The following is a 16,865-nucleotide window of genomic DNA, read 5'->3' as shown; positions in this document are numbered from 1 at the left end:
CCTCTACAAGCGCCTCGTGCTGGGCCTGGCGTTTGAGAGGCGTACCCTGCTCATCCGTGAGGCGGGCGACGACCGGGCGATGCAGTTTGGCGAGCGTGGGCAGTTCGTCCCACTGTTTGAAGTGCCCACGCGTCCAGGGCGTGGGAAAGAACGGTGTGGGTTTGAAGGGTTTGGGTGGCGTCTGCGCCCACTTCCAAAAGCCTGGGTAGATGGTGTCCTCGCCCATCTGGGTATACGGCGCCCACGGCCGCAGCCATTCCACCCGCTCGCGGCGGGCGACCACCATGGCCGCATAGGTGGCCAGCGGGGTGCTGGGCGTGCGCGGGGCATCGTATTTTCCTCGCGGCCCTTTGCCATAGACAAGGAGGGCCGGCATATCGGGGTGACGCTCGAACGTCCGGAAGATGGCTTCGATCACATCTTCAGGCGTGTCGCTGTAGACGACATCCAGTTGCTTGATCTGGGTCCAATGGAGGCCCGCTGGCATACGTGTGCTGTTGATGAAGCGGCCATCCATCTCTCTTAGACGTTCGTCGGATCGAATTTCACGTAGCCAATCATTCGCATCGGTCGGAACAACTGTCACACTGGGAATTGGCCAGGCCTCCACCATGGTCTTCAAGGCCAGCTCCAGAGTATCTGCCTGACGCTTCTCCAGAACTCCCGGGCCATTTGCATGACGCCAACGTGGCGAGTCCTTGGGCGGCAGAATATTCGTACTGAACGTGTCTGCTTCCTTCATTGCCTGCCACACGTCACCTTGACGAAACATCTCCACCGACAGACCGACGCCAATAATGTCCAAGGTGAGCATGCGCTGATCTTTTTCCATAACAGGAGCTTCCGGTAGCGGCGGCACTGGTGCGCCAGATATGGGAGATTGATTCAGACCCAGGAAATCGTTGGGGAGGACGGCCGGGTCATAGGTACGGGGCGGACGCACAGCCTCTTCAAACGCGGCAGGGTCTACTGGCCACGCCTTTTCCAGGGCACTCTTCTGCTCGCAAGCTGGCAGAAGAAAACAGAGCAGCATCAGGAGACAGGGCCTCCTCATGCGCCCGCGCCCTGTCGCACCGGCTGGTATTTCTTTCGATCACCGGCCGTCTGCGTCCAGACCAGAGTGGGTAGCTCGCAATTCGCACATTCGGGCAGGATGCCGGTGTTGCGATAGTGGAGGGTCTGCGCGATAAGCGGATCTTGGTGACCAAGTTGCTCGTATAGATCCAACGCCTTACGTACTTCTGCTGGATCCGTAGTCGGGGCGACTTTCTCCTCGTCATCCCACGGCGTCCTCCAATCAGCCACCAGGCACAGATACAGGTAATACGTCCGATCATCGATGGTCTTCGCCTGCCCGATCGACAGGTCATAGGCCGTCACCATCCGACTGTGTTCGGCATTGGCCACGATGCTGGAATGGAACGACTTGCGGTTGTCCTCGCTGTCGGTGGTGTCCATCCAGCGGCGCTTGACCTCCGCCGGTGTCTCGCGCCGGCGGATATCCACCTGCCCACCACCTCGATGAACTGCGCGCATCACCCGCGCCTGGTCCACCGTCTCCTTGCCTTCATTCCAGACACGCTCGATATCACGTACCGCCTGCTGCGGAAGCTCGCCGGGTTGCTGCAGCACATACGTACTGGTGCTATGCACCAACCGCGGGAACATCTCCCACGGCAACAGCCGCCCCTCGTCCTGCGTCATTGCGATGGACGCATCGATCGGTGAAATGGCGTCCATGTCACCGCCCAGTTGAGGTGTCACCGGTGGAGTCAGTGCTTCGCCGGTAACACGCACCGTCTGACCCGTGCTGAAGCCGCCGCGGCCGAGCTTGTCCATGCCCCCCATCGTGGTGCCGGTCCAGGTCCACTCGTGCCAAAGCTCCAGCACGTACTCATGCGGCGGCAGGCCTACCTGCAGTGCCTTGCCGTCGCGGATGCGCTTGGTGAAGCAGCGCTGCTTGAAGCGATCGCCCAGCAGCTCCAGTGCGGGCAGATGCCGTTCAAAGCCGTTCTGCATGAGCCGGGGCTCATGCCTGCTGCGATCCTTCCAGTCCTGCAGTGATTCCGAGGTAACAGTGGCAATTCGATCAGGCACCCCCGCCCAGCCAATGCCCTGTACGGTCTGCAGGGCCACGGTCTGGTCATCCGGACAGAAGTACAGGTACACCTTGCCGCGGTTGTCGCGCTCGTTGAACGCGCTGCTACCTTGGCTTACAGAAGCGCGCTGTGCCTGCTGCGGCCCCCACCCCCGACCAACGACCTTGTTCCTTGGCGCATCGGCCAGTGCGGAAAAGGCCGGTACCGCATGCGACGTACCCGTCATGAAGCCGACGATGGACTGCAGCGTCTTCACCCGCGCCTCGACGGTCTGCTGCCTGTCACCCACCTCCAGCTTGTCCAGAACGCTTTCCCCCAGCCCATAAGGCGGATGGTTCATCACCAGCGTATCCACCGGCCGATCGCCACTGTCCTTGAGGAATGCGTTGGCCAGCAAACTGACCAGACACCCTTGGCTGTGCCCGATTACGTTGATCGTGTCATCCGGGTTCTTCCTGCGGATCATCCGCACCAGCATCGCCAGCCGCTGCGCGGCCAGCACCATGTAGTGGCGCGAGCGCGCCTTCAGCAGCGGACGGGTGGCGGTACCGCCGACGGGGTTGCTGGGCAGCACCTTGGCGATACGCCCGGAGAAGCCATCAGCCCACATGTCCGGTATGCAACTGGTGGCGTTGGCGAACGGGCCACCGTTCTTGGCGCTGTCCTTGTCCAAACGGTTGCCGTGGCGGTCGAGATACTCGCCGTGGGGCTGCTCCTTGTCGATCCACGGCTTGCCGGTTCTGGGGTTGACTCCCTCCTCCTCCCGGAACCCCCAGTAGAACGGAATTACCATGCTGCGCGGCTCCTGCGCTTCCACGCCCTTGGCTGCGAACCGTGCCTGCGTGTGCGCGCGCCGGAAGTACACCGCATCTGGATCCGAGGCATCGCGATCGCCACAGTCCGGCACCCGGTAGTACGCACCGCTGAGCAACGATTCGCTGCGACCCGTGCGGTCAAGGCGCTCGCTCAGCCCCAGGCAGAGGCCCGTCTCCTGTTCCACGTAAGCCTCGCCCACATCGTTCACCCCATGCACCAGGATCGCGATGGCCGGCTTGGGCATCGGCAGGATCACCTTCTGTACACTGCCAGCGGGCTGGGTTACCACACGCCCGGTGGCGATGCAGCGCTCAGTGGTCGGACGGGTCATCGAGTACCTCCAGCTGTGCAACGCTCATCGCGTCTTTCTCCAGTAGTTCGGTCATGCCGAGCGCATCGCTGATCCCCTCCAGCACGCTTCCGTCAGCCAGCGTCATCCGGTAACGCTGCTGGGCAGCCGGGGTTTCGCCATCTGCCTGGCGCAGTGCAAAACGGCCGGACGTGTCGATCTGACCCAGCGTTTCAAAAGCACTTTCAGCCGGTGCGGCGGCGTCGATCTCCACATCGGCGTGGATCTTCAGTGCCGAACCAAATACTTCCAGTTGGCCATCGGCGTGCAGAACCAGCGCGCTTTGGCCGCATCCCAGCACGATTTTCTTCTGCGCCGACTGGATGATCTGCTCGCCGGCCTGCAGCTGCAGATTCTTTTCAGCCTGCTGGTCGACATTGCCGTGCTGCGCCTGGATGCGTATGTCGTCACGGTGAGCGATGTAGCTCAGACCGCCGTCGATGGCGAACTCACTGACACCCTTGCCGGCGGTTCGATGCAGTACCCCGCCAGCCGCCATTCGCTGGTCACGTTCGGACGCAATCTCCACACGCTCGGACGCCGCCAGCAGCATCGTCCGCGGCGTGGCCATGACGATGCCGTCCGGCGCATTGATGGCGACTACCGGTTTACCAGCCTCATCACGCTTCCGGTCATTGGCTCCGCCGCCCATCTGTGTAATGGCTGCAACCAGGGCGTCACGCGGTCCGTCCACGTCGGGTAGCGCGTGATGCGCCGCGGCGGTGTCACCCAACGACTTCAGGAGGCCGGACAGCGCCTGAACGCATTCGACCAGCTCGCGGTGGTCCAGTTGGCTGCCTGTGGCCTGACTGCGCCCGTAGGCGGTAAGCAACAGCCCGTGAGCGGCACGCAGTGCGCCATTGGCATCGGTGCGCAGCTCGAAACCCTCACCACGTGGTTCGCCCGTACCGTCGGTGGCACGCGGGTGGGTCAGGTAGCCCAGGTTGAGCGCGGTTCCCGCGTGGGTACTTCGCAGCTGTGCCTTCAACTCCCCATGAGTGTCGTCGAGCAGCAGTTCATTGTGGCCACGCCCGTGGTGCTCCTGGCTCTTGAGCGTGACCAGGGTCTTCAAGGCCGGCAGCGCGTACGGCGGCGGATTGGCAGCGTGGTAGCTGCGGCCGGTCACGATCGGTTGATCGGGGTCCCCGTCCAGGAAGCTGACCATGACCTCATGCCCCACCCGTGGGATCTGCATGGCGCCATAGCCGGGGCCGGCCCATGTCTGGCTGACCCGTATCCAACAGGTGCTGTCCTGCTTCGGACCTTCGCGATCCCATGGGAACCACACCATCACCCGACCAGACTCGTCGGTGTAGATCTGCTCCCCCTCCGGCCCGACCACGTGGGCGATCTGCGGCCCATCCATGACCGGGGCGGCGCGCAGCGGCGCTTGCCAGTCGACATCGGCAGGAACCACCGTGCCTTCATACCGATAGCTGCTGCCTTGTTCAGCGGACGCGCTTTCTTCCTCCTGCGCACTGGACTGTTCACCCTGATGGACCAGCGCCACCACCCGCCAATCGCGGTTCAGCCGTGATGACGGGTGGCCGTTCAACTCGAACGCCAGCCCCGGCCACAGGCGCGCATCGTCGCCCTGGATGCTGGCTTGGTCGGTGCCCGAGCGCAGCGCCGCCAGGCGCAAGCGTGCGCACGCTCTGCCAGTCGCATCGGCCTTGTAGCGACCGGGCGCATCATAGTGCTCGAACTCGCCGATGCCATCACGGGCGTCAGCCCCGTGCTGGAGATCCCGGTTGGGCAGGCGGAAGGTGTAGTCACGCAGGGTGGCCCGCGTGCTGGCCATCCGTCGCTGGTGGGTGAATCGCCATAGTCCAGGCTCGCCGGCATCACCACCGGGCATGGCGTGGTACATCACCGTACCTGGGCGTGATCCTCGTCCCGGCAGTTCGGGGCAGGCCAGTGTGGTGTCGATCAGCCTCAGCTCGGACCGCTCACCCGGGTCAAAGTAGAAAACAAAGCCCTCTTCAGCCGCCACGCGCTGCATGAAGTCGAAGTCCGACTCACGATGCTGCACGCAGTACTCACGCAGCGGGTGCGGATGGGCCGCGGCAAACTCGGCCAGAATGCCCTGCTCATCCAGAACGATCTTGAGAATCTCCGGAATGCTGCGGCGCTGAAAGATGCGGCTGTTGCGCCTCAATGCCAACCGATGCACGGCGGGCTCGACGATCGCGCGATAGCGCGTGCGTCGGAAGCCACTTTCACCCTGCTCGATCCCGGTGACGATGCCGTCCACGCAACGGATGGCATCACCGCCGCGGCAGAGTGTGAAACGAACGACCTCGCCCAACAACAGCCCGAGGTCCAGCGATGCCTCGGCCGTGGACAGTTCAACCTCAAGGCGGAACGGTGCGCTGAGAGCCTCGACCAACGTGAACCGGACCACGTCAAAGGCAGGGCCGTTGGCGAGAGCGAAATCAAATCGGATGTCGGATTGTGTGGCCACTGCTCATTCTCCAGGTCCGGCAGGCCGTATCAGCCAAGGGTCACGGCATTGGCGCCCTCACTGAGGGTTCCACCGTGGTCGGTGCTGTCGCCAACCCAAGCCACCTGCGCCCCACCACAACTCACATGTTGGCTGCCACTGACGATGACGGCGCCGCAGGCCATCCGATCACCCACGCACGCCACTGAGCGCCCCTGCACTGAGAAGCCGGACGCGCCGGATACCACCTCGGTCGCGCCATGGAGCGGGCAGTCGTACCGATGACCGACCAGAATGATGGATGCCATGCGTCGCTCTGCATGTGGATGAAGGAAATGAACGAAGCGGGCGCGTTGTCTGCACGCCCGTCCGTTGCAACCGGGGTCAGGATTCCAGTGGTGCGCGCCAGTCGTCGGAGCCCGAAGTGCCAGCGACGGTGTGTTCCCACGTGATCTTCCGATACGCCAGACTGACCTCGATCAGCTGGGTAAAGTCGGACTTTTCCGGATCCTGTGCGTGCGGAAGCTGCGTGTTGATGTCCACGATCGTGGCGTCCTCCAGCAGTGTGCTGAAGAAGTGCTCCTGACGTCCGTCAATGGACGTCCGGAACCACTTCAGCTCCACCGTCGGCAGCATCTCGCCAGAGGCCAGCGCGTTGTACATCAGCGGCACCGCCTTGTTCAGCGCGCAGGTGAACTTCAACGGACGATGCACACGCTGGCCTGCGGGCTGACCGGACTGCGGGTCCGTCGGCACGGTCACCACATGGCTGATCTGCTGGACAAGGACCTCATCCTCGTGACCTTCCACGAACACGTTGCCGACCGAGTCGGCGGTGAATGCCCCCTGGGTAATGTTGCCCTGGGTCTTGCCCTGCATCGAGATATAGGCGGGAGTTGGCATTACGGAACATCCTCTCTGTTGACGAAACGAAGTGCCGGGTTCCCTCCGGCGGGGGCCAACATGGCTCGCAGTGCATACCAAGTTCCGTGCCAACTTCTTCAGCCCATGTGCCACAACGGTTTCGGAGAAAATGGAGACCGCGCGGCGCGCAACTGGGGCGTTGCGTGCGCAAGTAGATGCGCACGCGAACTCAACCCTCGCGATTGGAAGGACTTTTCTGTGCATCCAATTGCGCAGGCTGTGCAATAACTTGCGCCCCATCCCCCTGCAACGGTGCACGTGGCGTCGTGGCGGACGGCATCTTCGGGCGCAATGAGCGCGGCAGGTTGAACTCGTTGAATACCTGCTGCGTGAACGGGTTTCCTGTCCTGTCCGATGTGATGCGATAGCGCACCGCGCCCGTTCCCGCACTGAAGCTCAGATCCACGCTGCTGAGCGTGCTGCCGTTCAACTGGGCCTGGCTCAGCAGGCGGAACAAGGCCCAGGGACCTTGGTATCGCATCACGCGCGTCTGCCCCGCCGGCCCCACCAGGGTCAACCGGCTCTCCACACCATCGCGCAGCGCGTTGGGCCAGATCAGACCTGTCACTGTTCGTGGGCCATGCGCATAGGAGATCAGCTGTCCATCGACATTCAGCACGCTGTTGAGATGGGTCGCCGACAGTGCCAGGGGCTGTACATTGAACTGGACGCCCAACCCACCGCGCTCATTGAAGAACGCTTGACGGATGCGCTGTGCCTGTTCGATCCGGGGCCCAAGTTCAGGCGTGATCAGAGCCTCTCCAGCCGATGACGTGGCCAGCGCTGCGCTGTCGCGGGACAGCAGGGGCGTCAGGTAGCTGTCCTGGAACCCCTGCAGGCGCCCCTTTGGTCCAAAGAATGCCTCGAAGTCATCCAGATCGATGTTCTGTGTGCTGGCAGGTTCCAGCGGGTAGCGTCCTGCCAGCCGTTGCCGATAGAAGCCATGCACGTCCTGCTCCCAGCGTCTTTCCAGCTCCAGCACAGCTTCCAGCGCAAGCGTCCGCTCACTTTCGTCCGCCAATGTTGCTACGTGCCGGTTGAGGGGCTCGGGCAGGCCTGTAGCCATCTGCCTGACCAGGAAGATCGGGTCGACACCCTCGCGACGGGTCCGGCCGCTCAACGCGTCCAGTGCTGCCTCGCCCCGGTTGGTGCTGATCTGGATGCCCTTCATGTAGTCATGCAGGCCACTGATCGCCCGCTGGATGTCGGCAATACTCTCCATCTGCCCCTCAGTCGCGCCGAGTAGTTGCGCCAGTGCGGAGAATTCACGCTCGATACGCCGGACCGTCGGAGCATCTTCCGCTGCAGCGGCGGCACGTTCAGCGCCTGTATCCAGCGCCCCCGGCCGGGCATCAAGGCGCGAGTTCCGGGCCACTGATTCAATGAGCCTGCGCAGTGGCTGGGTCGGTCCAATAACCTGCTCCAGTACCAGCACGCCATGGTCCAGATCCTGGAAGTCATTGACCTTCAGGCTGTTCAGGCCTCTGCGCCAGTTGGCGATGTAGTCATCTGCATACAGTTCACGTATCTGCGCCGCCAGGCGCCTGCGATCCTCCTCCGAATATTGCGACTGCGCGCGATAGCCGAGCGTCCACTGATCGGTGAGTGCCAGCGCTTCCACCGCCTTGGTCCGTCGCAGGAAGTAACCGTGGAATCCCTCAGCTGTCAGTAGCGGATTGATATGGGAGTGCGATTCGCTTCGCGCCTGTTCCGCCGCAGGTGATTTGTAGAGGACATCCGCTACCGGCCCGATCTCCGCCCGAAGATCCAGCGATGCCGGCAGCGTATCCAGCGCTTCACGCTTCATGCCCGCGTACACTCGATGTGGAAGCGGAATCTGCCGCAGCTCAGCCTGCAGCTCCTTCACGCCACGCGGTTGCGACGGCAGGCGTGCATCCACGTAGGTCAACGCGTAGCGCAGATGGCTCATCAAACGGTTCTGGGTCTCTGCGTCACCGGGAAAGGCTTGCTGCCACGCACCCGCCATCCACGATTCGACGTACTCAGGCTTGCGGTTGGCGCGGTCCTCGATCATCCGGTAGACACGCAGCGCCGCAAGGCTGCGGTCGCTGCCTGGAGGTGCATCGTCCAACCCAGCAACAACGCCCTCGGCCAGTTGCGGCAGGAATTGCTGGCCCAGCAACTGCATGTAGGCCGCATCGACCTTGGGGCCGATGTCGTGACCCTGGTATAGACCGAGGCCAGCCACGTGCGGCCATGACGTCCGATAGTCCTCGTACACCGAAACCGCATCCCGGATCTGGTCAAGCGCGGGAAGCAGGTTGCGTCCGGACGTGTCCTGGCCTCTCTCGATGCCAGTGGCATTGAAGGACCGACTCTTGTCCAGCACTGCATGGACCTTCTGCCGGTTCTGCTGGAACTGGTAATGCCAGCCCCCCACAGCCCCCAGAGTGACCAGCAGCGCGCAGGCTGCGTTGATCCAAAGGGCTCGCCTCTTCCTTTCCAGAACGCGGATGTTGTCACCGGCGAGTCCAGCTTCGGGATAGATCATCTTCTGGAACAGCCGGTGCGTGAAATAGCTGCTTGCCTTTCCCGGCGGCAAGGCGCGCCCAGCGGGCAAAGGCAGGCCGTATGTCCGTCCAACGGCATTTCCCAAAGCGTTGGCGGGGATACCCTGCTGGAAGACGGAAGCAAAGTACATTCCGCGAACCAGTGCCGGCGTCGAATAGCGGTCGCTTTCAAGAATTTCCGACAGGAACATGAACAGCAAGGGCTTCAACCCTGACACCTGCCGGGAGAAGACATACAGATCCTCACGCTCCCCCTCGGTCGATCGTTCGGCCATGGCATCGAAAATCTGCTCGTTCAGGCGCTCGACGAAACTGTCATATTGCTGGCTCAGCTCCTGAAGCCAAGCATCGAAATCGTCGACGGAGCTCAGCGTGCAGGTAAAACCCAGGCTGGCCTCCCGCACCTCACTCGGCAGCCCCGCAAAGAAGGTGTCAAAGCCGCGGACCATGTCGAACTTGCTGAGCACGATGTAGACGGGAAGACGGGTACCCAGTTCCTCCATCAGTTCGCGCAGGCGACTGCGTATCAGCAGGGCCAGCGCTTTGCGGTCGCTGGGCTGCTGCACCAGCAGCAAGGACAGGTCGACCATCAGGATCGCCCCGTTGAGGGGCCGTCTTGGCCGATTCTTTCCAAGCCAGGCAACAAAGTGTCGCCACAACCGCGGTGCGGCGTCCGGATGTTCCTGCATGAAGGCATGAACCCGTTCCTGCTTTGCGACGCAGTCGGGCCCTGGCTGCCCCCCCACCGACCGGTATTGTTTCTGGCAAATCAGCTCACCGGCCGGGTCGATTACCACGGCGTCGTTGCTGATCCACCAATCAATGGCCAGTGCTGGTGAATCGGCAGTGGAACGCTCGGCAGCGGCCCGCTCGACGCCGCTCAGCGAGAAACTCTGGCTGCTACGGTTGATGAAGCTGGTCTTGCCCGAGCCTTCCTGACCGATAACCACGTACCACGGCAACGCATAGAGATAGTTCCGACGCCGCAGATTGCGTCGCAGCAGCTGAAGGGATCCATCAAGAGACCGTTGCTGGGCGTCTTCGGCTGCCTGCAGTGGGTCCTGTTGTGAAGCGAGCTGACGCAGCTGCTCATCCCGTAGCCTGTGATAGCGGAAGCGCATGACAGCGCCCCAGATGGTGAGTGGCACCACGACCAGGACCAGACTCAACGCAAGACGCATGGGCAAGGGAGCCAATGGAGCTTGCCCCTTCCACGTCCAACCAGGCCCCAGCCACCACAGACTCACCAGCAGCGCGACGATAGCGAAGAGAGCGACAGGTAGCCACACGCGCGCGCCCCATACCCCGATCCTCCGCGCAAGGGTACCTGCCCGGCCGAGCCAGCTCAGTTTCAACGACATAGCACTTGCTCCTGCAGCTTTCCGTTCATTGACCCGCCTCGCTTCTTCCACTTCGTGCCGTGACATGACTGAAGAGGTCGGGTTCCCATTCATTTGCGGCATGGCTGGACATGGTCTGCGCGACACCGGCGTACAGATCCTGTGCAAGCGATGCCAATCCCCGTGCATGGAACAGATCTGCCGCCGCCGCACTGCTGTAGGCGCGCTCTCGCAGGCTCTGCTTCCCAGGCCGCCGGGCCTGCAGGCCCAGCAGAATCGATTCCATGCTTTGCCCATCCTTCTGCTGATCCAGAAGCTCGGCATGCATGCGTGCGAGCGTCACGGCCTTGCCGGCCACTCCACACCGATCACTATCGTCGTCGCCGCCGATCCATCCCAGCGTCTCTGCATCGATGAAAGGGCTTCCGTCACTGAAGAGAAGATCGCGCAGCATTGGCAGTCGCTGCGCGAAGCGTCCGACGGCAGACCGGATGACGACAGCCACCATGGGCATCTCAAGCCGCTGCGCGATGGAGGCTGAGAGGAAGCTACCCCGCAGCCAATAGGGGCAAGACGCTACGCTACGCTCGATGCGCATCAGCAGGGCAGGACTGCACGGGCCACCCATCAGCGCATCCTGGTACTCGATAGAGATGTCGGCCGGCACATTCATCATCTCTGTGCGACCGTCCGCCCTGGCCGGCGGCGTCCCGTGGATTCCGGCCCAGAGCGCGCGGCGCCTCAACAGGTATCCGGTGGGATCAAAGCCATCCTGCTGATTGATGTGGTCAGCCAGCTTCAGGCACGCGGCACGAATCTCCCGCTCGTTGCCAAGTGGAAGCTCGCGTGAAGCCGAGAAGAACTCTTTCCCCAGCGCATCACGCACAGGCTGCGGCGAGGCCGAGCGCGTCGGCCGTGGCGGCTGGAAGGGTGCGCGCTCGGCATGCTCAATCGCCCGCTCAAGTGCAGGCAACAGCAGTGCGGCCACCGATGCGCCGATTGTGTGGTGGCGCTCGGCCCGCTGCAGCGCAGCCACGGCCTCCGTGGCCTGGGTTGCGCCGGCGCCGGTGTGGCTGTCCGGCTGAAGATGCTTCAGGGACTGCAGCAGGCGCTGTCCCAGCGCTGTATAGAGTCTCTTCCTGGCTGACAGTCCGGTCGGTCCAGGTTGGGGAAATAATGATGTCCAGTGCAGTTCAGTCATTCCCGCCAGCAGCTGGATGGACCGGATCCATCCCTGCCATTGCTGATGTCTGAGCCAGGCACTCATCAGATGACCAAGGATACGGAAGTGCTTGCAGCGCGCCTGCAGGTAGTGAATCGCGCTGGACTCGACGAATGACCAGTCCAACGTCGCCGCGTGGAGCCCTCCGAGCTTTACCATCTCCAGATCGATGGCGAGGTACAACTCATCCTCGGCATCAAATACGCCGGCCGGTGACGCACCGGAGATGGGAGCCAGCAGGGACTCAATGACATCATCCATCTCTGTCACCATCGGCATGCCCGCCGCTGCTCAGTGATCATTGACGGCAGCCCGGTTGCATCGAACCGAAGACCGTCAATCTGCGCGACGTCACTGCTGAGGTGCAGTTCCCCGGAAGCCTCCAGCCGGCGTATCACCTCGATCGCCGCCAGACCGCGTCCGGCGTCCACCAGCACGCCATCACCCAGCACCTGCCAGGTCTGCGCGCCTGCTACGGCGCTGCCATCCGCACTGATCTCCACTCGAGCCTGGTGTTGGGGCAACGGCGGGTGGACGACCAGTTGCAAGCGGCTGATGTTGTCGATACAGCTGATCGTCAACAGGGATCTCGGCGCCGGCTGATTCAAAGCTGGCGCCGAGATCAGCACATCCCGTTGGCCAGGACGCACTTCATCAATGGACATGCGGAAGCGGCTGTCGCCCGTAACGCGAGTGCGCTCGAAGCGGGCGAGCTGGTGGATGAATGGGTGCACCCGCACCGGCGCGGCAGGTCTCACTTCCTTCATCGCTGGTGCTGCGAGCCGAACCTGGGCATCGAAGCAGGCCAGGCGTTCCATTGGACGGGACAGGGAAGCGCAGTTCACCAGCGCTGGGTCAGACTTCGTCGGTCCGGCCCACATGGGGCCGCTGATCGCCACGCTCATTACAAGTACCGCGACGATCTTCGACTGAAGGTGTACACGTATGGAACTCAAGGTGCATCCCCCAATCCAAGCCGCTTGCATTTGTAAAGCAGTGTTCTTCGCGCGATGTCCAGACTGCGTGCCGTTCGTGCGCGTGATCCATTGAAGTGGCGAAGCCGACTGGAAATGATCCCCCGCTCAAACTGATCGCGAGCCTCACTCAAGCTCAACGAGTGGTCGGGCGGCACCGCTCCAATCATCGGCTCCGGCGGCATCGCTGGCGCGCAGGTGAGCGGCTTCTGCAACAGCAACTCCACCATCTCCGCATCAATCCCGTTGCAGGTCGCCCGCTCTGCGGCCACCTCAATCAGGGTGGCGAGTTCACGGATGTTTCCGGGATAGTCATGCTGTTGCAGACGACGAATGGCACACTCGGATATAGGGATGGCCGCGTTGCCGCTGCCGCTGGCAAGCCGCGCCAGGATACGGTTGACCAGCAGCGGGATATCTGTCCGGCGCTCGCGTAGAGGCGGAACTACCAAGGTGAGTTGCCGTATACGGAAGTACAGGTCCTGTCGGAAGCGACCTTCACGGACGCTCTCAAGCAAGGGCCTATGTGTGGCGCAGACAAGACGGAAATCAGATGCTCGCTCACGCACCGCACCCAGCGGCCTGTAGGTCTTTTCATTCAGGACCCGCAGCAGCGTCCCCTGCAGCGCAAAGGGCATGTCGCCAATCTCATCCAGGAACAACGTGCCGCCATCAGCGGCGGCGACCAGGCCGGGACGATCCGAGGTGGCGCCGGTATAGGCGCCCTTGACCGCACCAAACAACTCTGCGGCGATAAGCTCAGGTGCGATGGCAGCGCAGTTCAACGGAACAAATGCTCCGTCCCGGCGGGTAGACGCCCGGTGTATCAACGACGCCGCGTGGTCCTTGCCCGTTCCGGTTTCACCTGTGATCAGCACCGCCAATCGCGAATCAGCCGCGGCGAGTACTTCAGCGCGCAGACGACGAGCGGGCACACTTTGCCCCACCAGGTTGCTCCGGATCAGGTCGGCCCCTTCTTTCATAGGCTCACTGCTGGCGGCAGGTACCCTGTCGATGCGTAGCTGTGCATTCCCCTGTGCAAGCGCGTGCTGCAGTACGCCAACCAAGCCAACCCACTCGGGGCTGCGCTGGAACCGCCGCAGCATCTCTGCCGGCCCGGCCAGCAGCACCACGGCGATCGCCCTGGGTACGGCAACATCCACCACGGGTATGGCCAGCAGGCCGGGCCCGGATTTCATCGCGGCAATCAGGGCTTGCACGGACGGCTGGCTCACCGACGACGCGGATACCAGGCAGGGCCCTCGCTGCACAAGGCAGTAGACGGCCGGATGTTCAAGATCAGCCATGCTGATCACGGGCAGCTCCCGCACGGGTACCTGCAGGCCCGCCACCGGGTACAGCGATTGTGCAGCGTCATCAACCCGATAGCAGGCCAATGCCGCGGCTGGCGCAACTGGCATCCGACCGATCGCCGCCATCCAGGCGCACGCCGTATCATTTGCGTCCTTGCCGCGCAGCGTTGCCTGTACCACTTGCAATGCCTGCAGTGCCGTCATCGCTGACTCCACAGGCCGCCTCATTGAAGCTCTGCCACAAACGCCTGGCCCTGCAAATCCAGCGTTGCCTGCCGGAAAGGCAGCGCTTTTGCCATTCGCTGAAGGACAGCCAGCGATAGCGGTGGCAGCACCTCACCATCGATGCTCGCATCCAGCATCCGGGCGCCGTCGGGATTTGATGCGCAACGTTCCTTGAGTACGCTGCGTACCTGATCGGTCACATGCAGCGGTGCACCATACCGACGTTCGAAACGGAAACAAACCTCCTCGAGGCGCTGCTCGACAATCTCGATCAGCACGTCGTTGCTCAGGGGCTGATAACGAACGATGTGCATCCGAGCCAGAAGCGCCGGCTTGAAGAATGACCGAAGTCCCGCCTTCAGGCCGGGCTCGTCAATCTCTCCGTTCTGCGTCTCATGCGTGTCGAAACAGAGGTTTGATGTCAGCATGAACAGGATGTTGCTGCAGTCGACGCTGTTCCCCTCGCCGTCTGAAATGTCTCCACGATCGAACGCCTGATAGAAAATGTTGAGCACCTCCGGGTGTGCCTTTTCTACTTCATCGAGCAGCACGATCGAGTACGGTTTCTGGCGGATGGCCTCTGTCAGAACTCCGCCCTCTCCAAATCCAACGTAGCCTGGCGGAGCACCCAGGAGCCGTGAAACGGTGTGTTTCTCCTGGTATTCGGACATGTTGATGGTGGTCAGGAACTGCTTTCCGCCGAAAAGATGATCGGCGATCCGCAAGGCAGTCTCCGTCTTCCCAACGCCGCTGGGCCCAACCAGGAGGAAGGCTCCCAGAGGCCGACCGGGACGACGCAGGTCCGCCATTGCAGTGAGAAGGTGCCGGTGGATCAGCTCTACGGCGCGATGCTGCCCTCTGACAGTAGCCGTGACGGCATCCAGAAGACCGGCCAACCGCTCAGTTTGATCAGCATTGAGCGTGGCCACAGGAACGCCCGTCCAGGAAGCTATTACCCTTGCGATCTGACCAGCCCCCACGTCCGCGTACACCAGCGGGCCGTCTCTGTGAAGGCGTCGAAGGGTGGCGACGTGCTCTGGCAGGTCATCACGTGCCTGATGGTCTTCACCGGCGCGCACGGTCTGTATGCGCTCGACCGCCTCCTGCTGCCTGAGATAGCGCGTATGGAGATCGCAGCGTTCCTGTCCAAGTGCGGTGACCTGCGCTTCAAGTGCGACCACTCGTTCGGGGTCGATCTTCCTTCCGTCGGCCTGGTCGCGAATGAGAGCCTGATGCTCCATCTCCAGCTGCTGGATGGACGACTCAATCGCGACGATCTCCCGTGGCGGACAGTTTCGGGACGCAGCGAGCCGGGCACAGGCGGTATCCAGGACATCGATCGCCTTGTCGGGAAGCTGCCGACCGGGCAGGTATCGCGCCGAGAGGGATACTGCCGCCTGCAACGCCGCGTCGCTGATCTTGACCCCGTGCGACTTCTCATAGAACCCGCGCACGCTACGCAGCATGTGCACGGCCCGCTCAATGGTGGGCTCGGAAATCTGAACCAACTGGAATCGGCGCGATAGCGCCGGGTCACGCTCGAAGTATCGTCGGTACTCGGACCAGGTGGTCGCGGCAATCGTGCGGAGTTCACCGCGCGCCAACGCTGGTTTGAGCAGATTGGCCGCGTCACTGCCACCGGCCGCGGCGCCTGCGCCAATCAGTGTGTGGGCTTCATCAATGAAGAGAATGATGCGCGGTGCAGAGGAACGCACCTCGTCGACAACGCCCTTCAGCCGCCTTTCGAACTCCCCCTTGACCGAAGCCCCAGCCTGCAGAGCGCCCAGATCCAAGCTCCATATTTCAACCGACTGCAGTGCCGCAGGGACCAAACCCTTGACGATCCGCAGTGCCAAGCCCTCGATGACAGCACTCTTGCCGACGCCCGCATGCCCTACTGCAATGGGGTTGTTCTTCCGGCGGCGCAGAAGGATGTCGATCATCAGATCAATTTCTTCATCCCGACCTGAAACCGGATCTATCCGTCCCTCCCGGGCGGAATCGGTCACGCTGGTCGCGTACTTGACCAGCGAAGAATCCCCGCCGGTGGAATGAGCCGACGCGCAATCGAACTGCACGTCTTTCGGCAACGCCGCCTCGCTGGACGTGGAGACAGCCCGGGCAAACTCATTGCGCAATGCCTCACGATTGATCGGGCGCAGAATTGCTGCTGTCGCCGAACAGAGATAGCGATTGGGGACCAGCAATGCCGCCAGCAGGATGGCGCCGGTCCGGACCTCTTTCTGGCCAAGTTCAAGCGTCGCCAATGTCCACGCCTGCTGCAGCAATTCCAGTAGCAGCGGGCAGAAGGTGGGAGGGGCGGAAAGCACCGCGTCCACCTGCGCGGGAAAGGATTGGAGCAGTTCCTGCCGAAGCCGCTCGACCTCGATCCCGCTCAGCCCGAGAATCCGGCCGCAGTCGCCCAAGGGGTCTTCCAGGCAGCAGAAGAGTAGATGCCTGGCGGTCACTTCACGCTCTCCCCGCTGGACGGAGAGGTTCGCAGCGCGCTCCAGGGCAGAATGGGCTGCGTTGTTCAAACCGGCAATGAGGGCAGACAGTTCAATACGGATCATGGCTTTGTGCTTCCATTACACATGCAGCGGCCTGCGGCCCATGGGGGTGGCTTGCG

General features: G+C 62.6%; 10 protein-coding genes. All 10 read right to left on the bottom strand.

Annotation, left to right across the window (positions count from 1 at the left end):
• A partial coding sequence (locus tag V3B41_RS14305) for a DUF2875 family protein (RefSeq protein ID WP_329861537.1) occupies nucleotides 1-814 on the bottom strand: 814 nt, incomplete at its 3' end.
• A gap of 236 nt (nucleotides 815-1,050) precedes the next feature.
• Complete coding sequence (locus tag V3B41_RS14300) at nucleotides 1,051-3,246, bottom strand: DUF3274 domain-containing protein (protein WP_329861535.1); 2,196 nt, start codon at nucleotides 3,244-3,246, stop codon at nucleotides 1,051-1,053.
• Complete coding sequence (gene tssI / locus V3B41_RS14295; RefSeq protein ID WP_329861533.1) at nucleotides 3,227-5,728, bottom strand: type VI secretion system tip protein TssI/VgrG; 2,502 nt, start codon at nucleotides 5,726-5,728, stop codon at nucleotides 3,227-3,229. The genes V3B41_RS14300 and tssI overlap by 20 nt, the downstream gene beginning before the upstream one ends.
• A gap of 29 nt (nucleotides 5,729-5,757) precedes the next feature.
• Nucleotides 5,758-6,015 (bottom strand): PAAR domain-containing protein, encoded by a 258-nt coding sequence (locus V3B41_RS14290; RefSeq protein WP_197620342.1) that lies wholly within the window; start codon nucleotides 6,013-6,015, stop codon nucleotides 5,758-5,760.
• 76 nt (nucleotides 6,016-6,091) lie between these two features.
• Nucleotides 6,092-6,610 (bottom strand): type VI secretion system tube protein TssD, encoded by a 519-nt coding sequence (locus V3B41_RS14285; RefSeq protein WP_197620343.1) that lies wholly within the window; start codon nucleotides 6,608-6,610, stop codon nucleotides 6,092-6,094.
• A gap of 190 nt (nucleotides 6,611-6,800) precedes the next feature.
• Nucleotides 6,801-10,523 (bottom strand): type VI secretion system membrane subunit TssM, encoded by a 3,723-nt coding sequence (gene tssM, locus V3B41_RS14280; RefSeq protein ID WP_329861530.1) that lies wholly within the window; start codon nucleotides 10,521-10,523, stop codon nucleotides 6,801-6,803.
• Between the two features lie 25 nt (nucleotides 10,524-10,548).
• Nucleotides 10,549-11,985: a type VI secretion system protein TssA gene (gene tssA, locus V3B41_RS14275; protein ID WP_329861528.1), complete on the bottom strand. Its 1,437-nt coding sequence runs from the start codon at nucleotides 11,983-11,985 to the stop codon at nucleotides 10,549-10,551.
• Nucleotides 11,986-11,990: 5 nt separating this feature from the next.
• The gene (gene vasI, locus V3B41_RS14270) at nucleotides 11,991-12,629 is read right to left on the bottom strand and encodes a type VI secretion system-associated protein VasI (RefSeq protein WP_329861526.1); all 639 of its coding nucleotides are present in this window, start codon (nucleotides 12,627-12,629) and stop codon (nucleotides 11,991-11,993) included.
• A 47-nt stretch (nucleotides 12,630-12,676) separates the two neighbouring features.
• Nucleotides 12,677-14,215, bottom strand: a complete 1,539-nt coding sequence (locus V3B41_RS14265; protein WP_329861524.1) for a sigma-54 dependent transcriptional regulator — start codon at nucleotides 14,213-14,215, stop codon at nucleotides 12,677-12,679.
• Between the two features lie 20 nt (nucleotides 14,216-14,235).
• Nucleotides 14,236-16,809 carry a type VI secretion system ATPase TssH gene (tssH, locus tag V3B41_RS14260; protein WP_329861522.1) on the bottom strand — a complete coding sequence of 858 codons (2,574 nt, stop codon included), beginning with the start codon at nucleotides 16,807-16,809 and terminating at the stop codon, nucleotides 14,236-14,238.
• Nucleotides 16,810-16,865 lie beyond the last annotated feature (56 nt).

The organism is Stenotrophomonas sp. SMYL89 (assembly GCF_036319985.1).
Lineage (GTDB): Bacteria > Pseudomonadota > Gammaproteobacteria > Xanthomonadales > Xanthomonadaceae > Stenotrophomonas > Stenotrophomonas maltophilia_Q.
The sequence above is the reverse complement of the archived record's forward strand: the minus strand, read 5'-3'. Positions and strand labels throughout refer to the sequence as shown.

Coding starts and splice junctions, on each gene's coding strand:
- V3B41_RS14265 (WP_329861524.1), bottom strand. CDS start 14,215: ATGACGGCACTGCAGGCATTGCAAGTGGTACAGGCAACGCTGCGCGGC.
- vasI (WP_329861526.1), bottom strand. CDS start 12,629: ATGAGCGTGGCGATCAGCGGCCCCATGTGGGCCGGACCGACGAAGTCT.
- tssH (WP_329861522.1), bottom strand. CDS start 16,809: ATGATCCGTATTGAACTGTCTGCCCTCATTGCCGGTTTGAACAACGCA.
- V3B41_RS14300 (WP_329861535.1), bottom strand. CDS start 3,246: ATGACCCGTCCGACCACTGAGCGCTGCATCGCCACCGGGCGTGTGGTA.
- V3B41_RS14285 (WP_197620343.1), bottom strand. CDS start 6,610: ATGCCAACTCCCGCCTATATCTCGATGCAGGGCAAGACCCAGGGCAAC.
- tssA (WP_329861528.1), bottom strand. CDS start 11,985: ATGGATGATGTCATTGAGTCCCTGCTGGCTCCCATCTCCGGTGCGTCA.
- tssM (WP_329861530.1), bottom strand. CDS start 10,523: ATGTCGTTGAAACTGAGCTGGCTCGGCCGGGCAGGTACCCTTGCGCGG.
- V3B41_RS14290 (WP_197620342.1), bottom strand. CDS start 6,015: ATGGCATCCATCATTCTGGTCGGTCATCGGTACGACTGCCCGCTCCAT.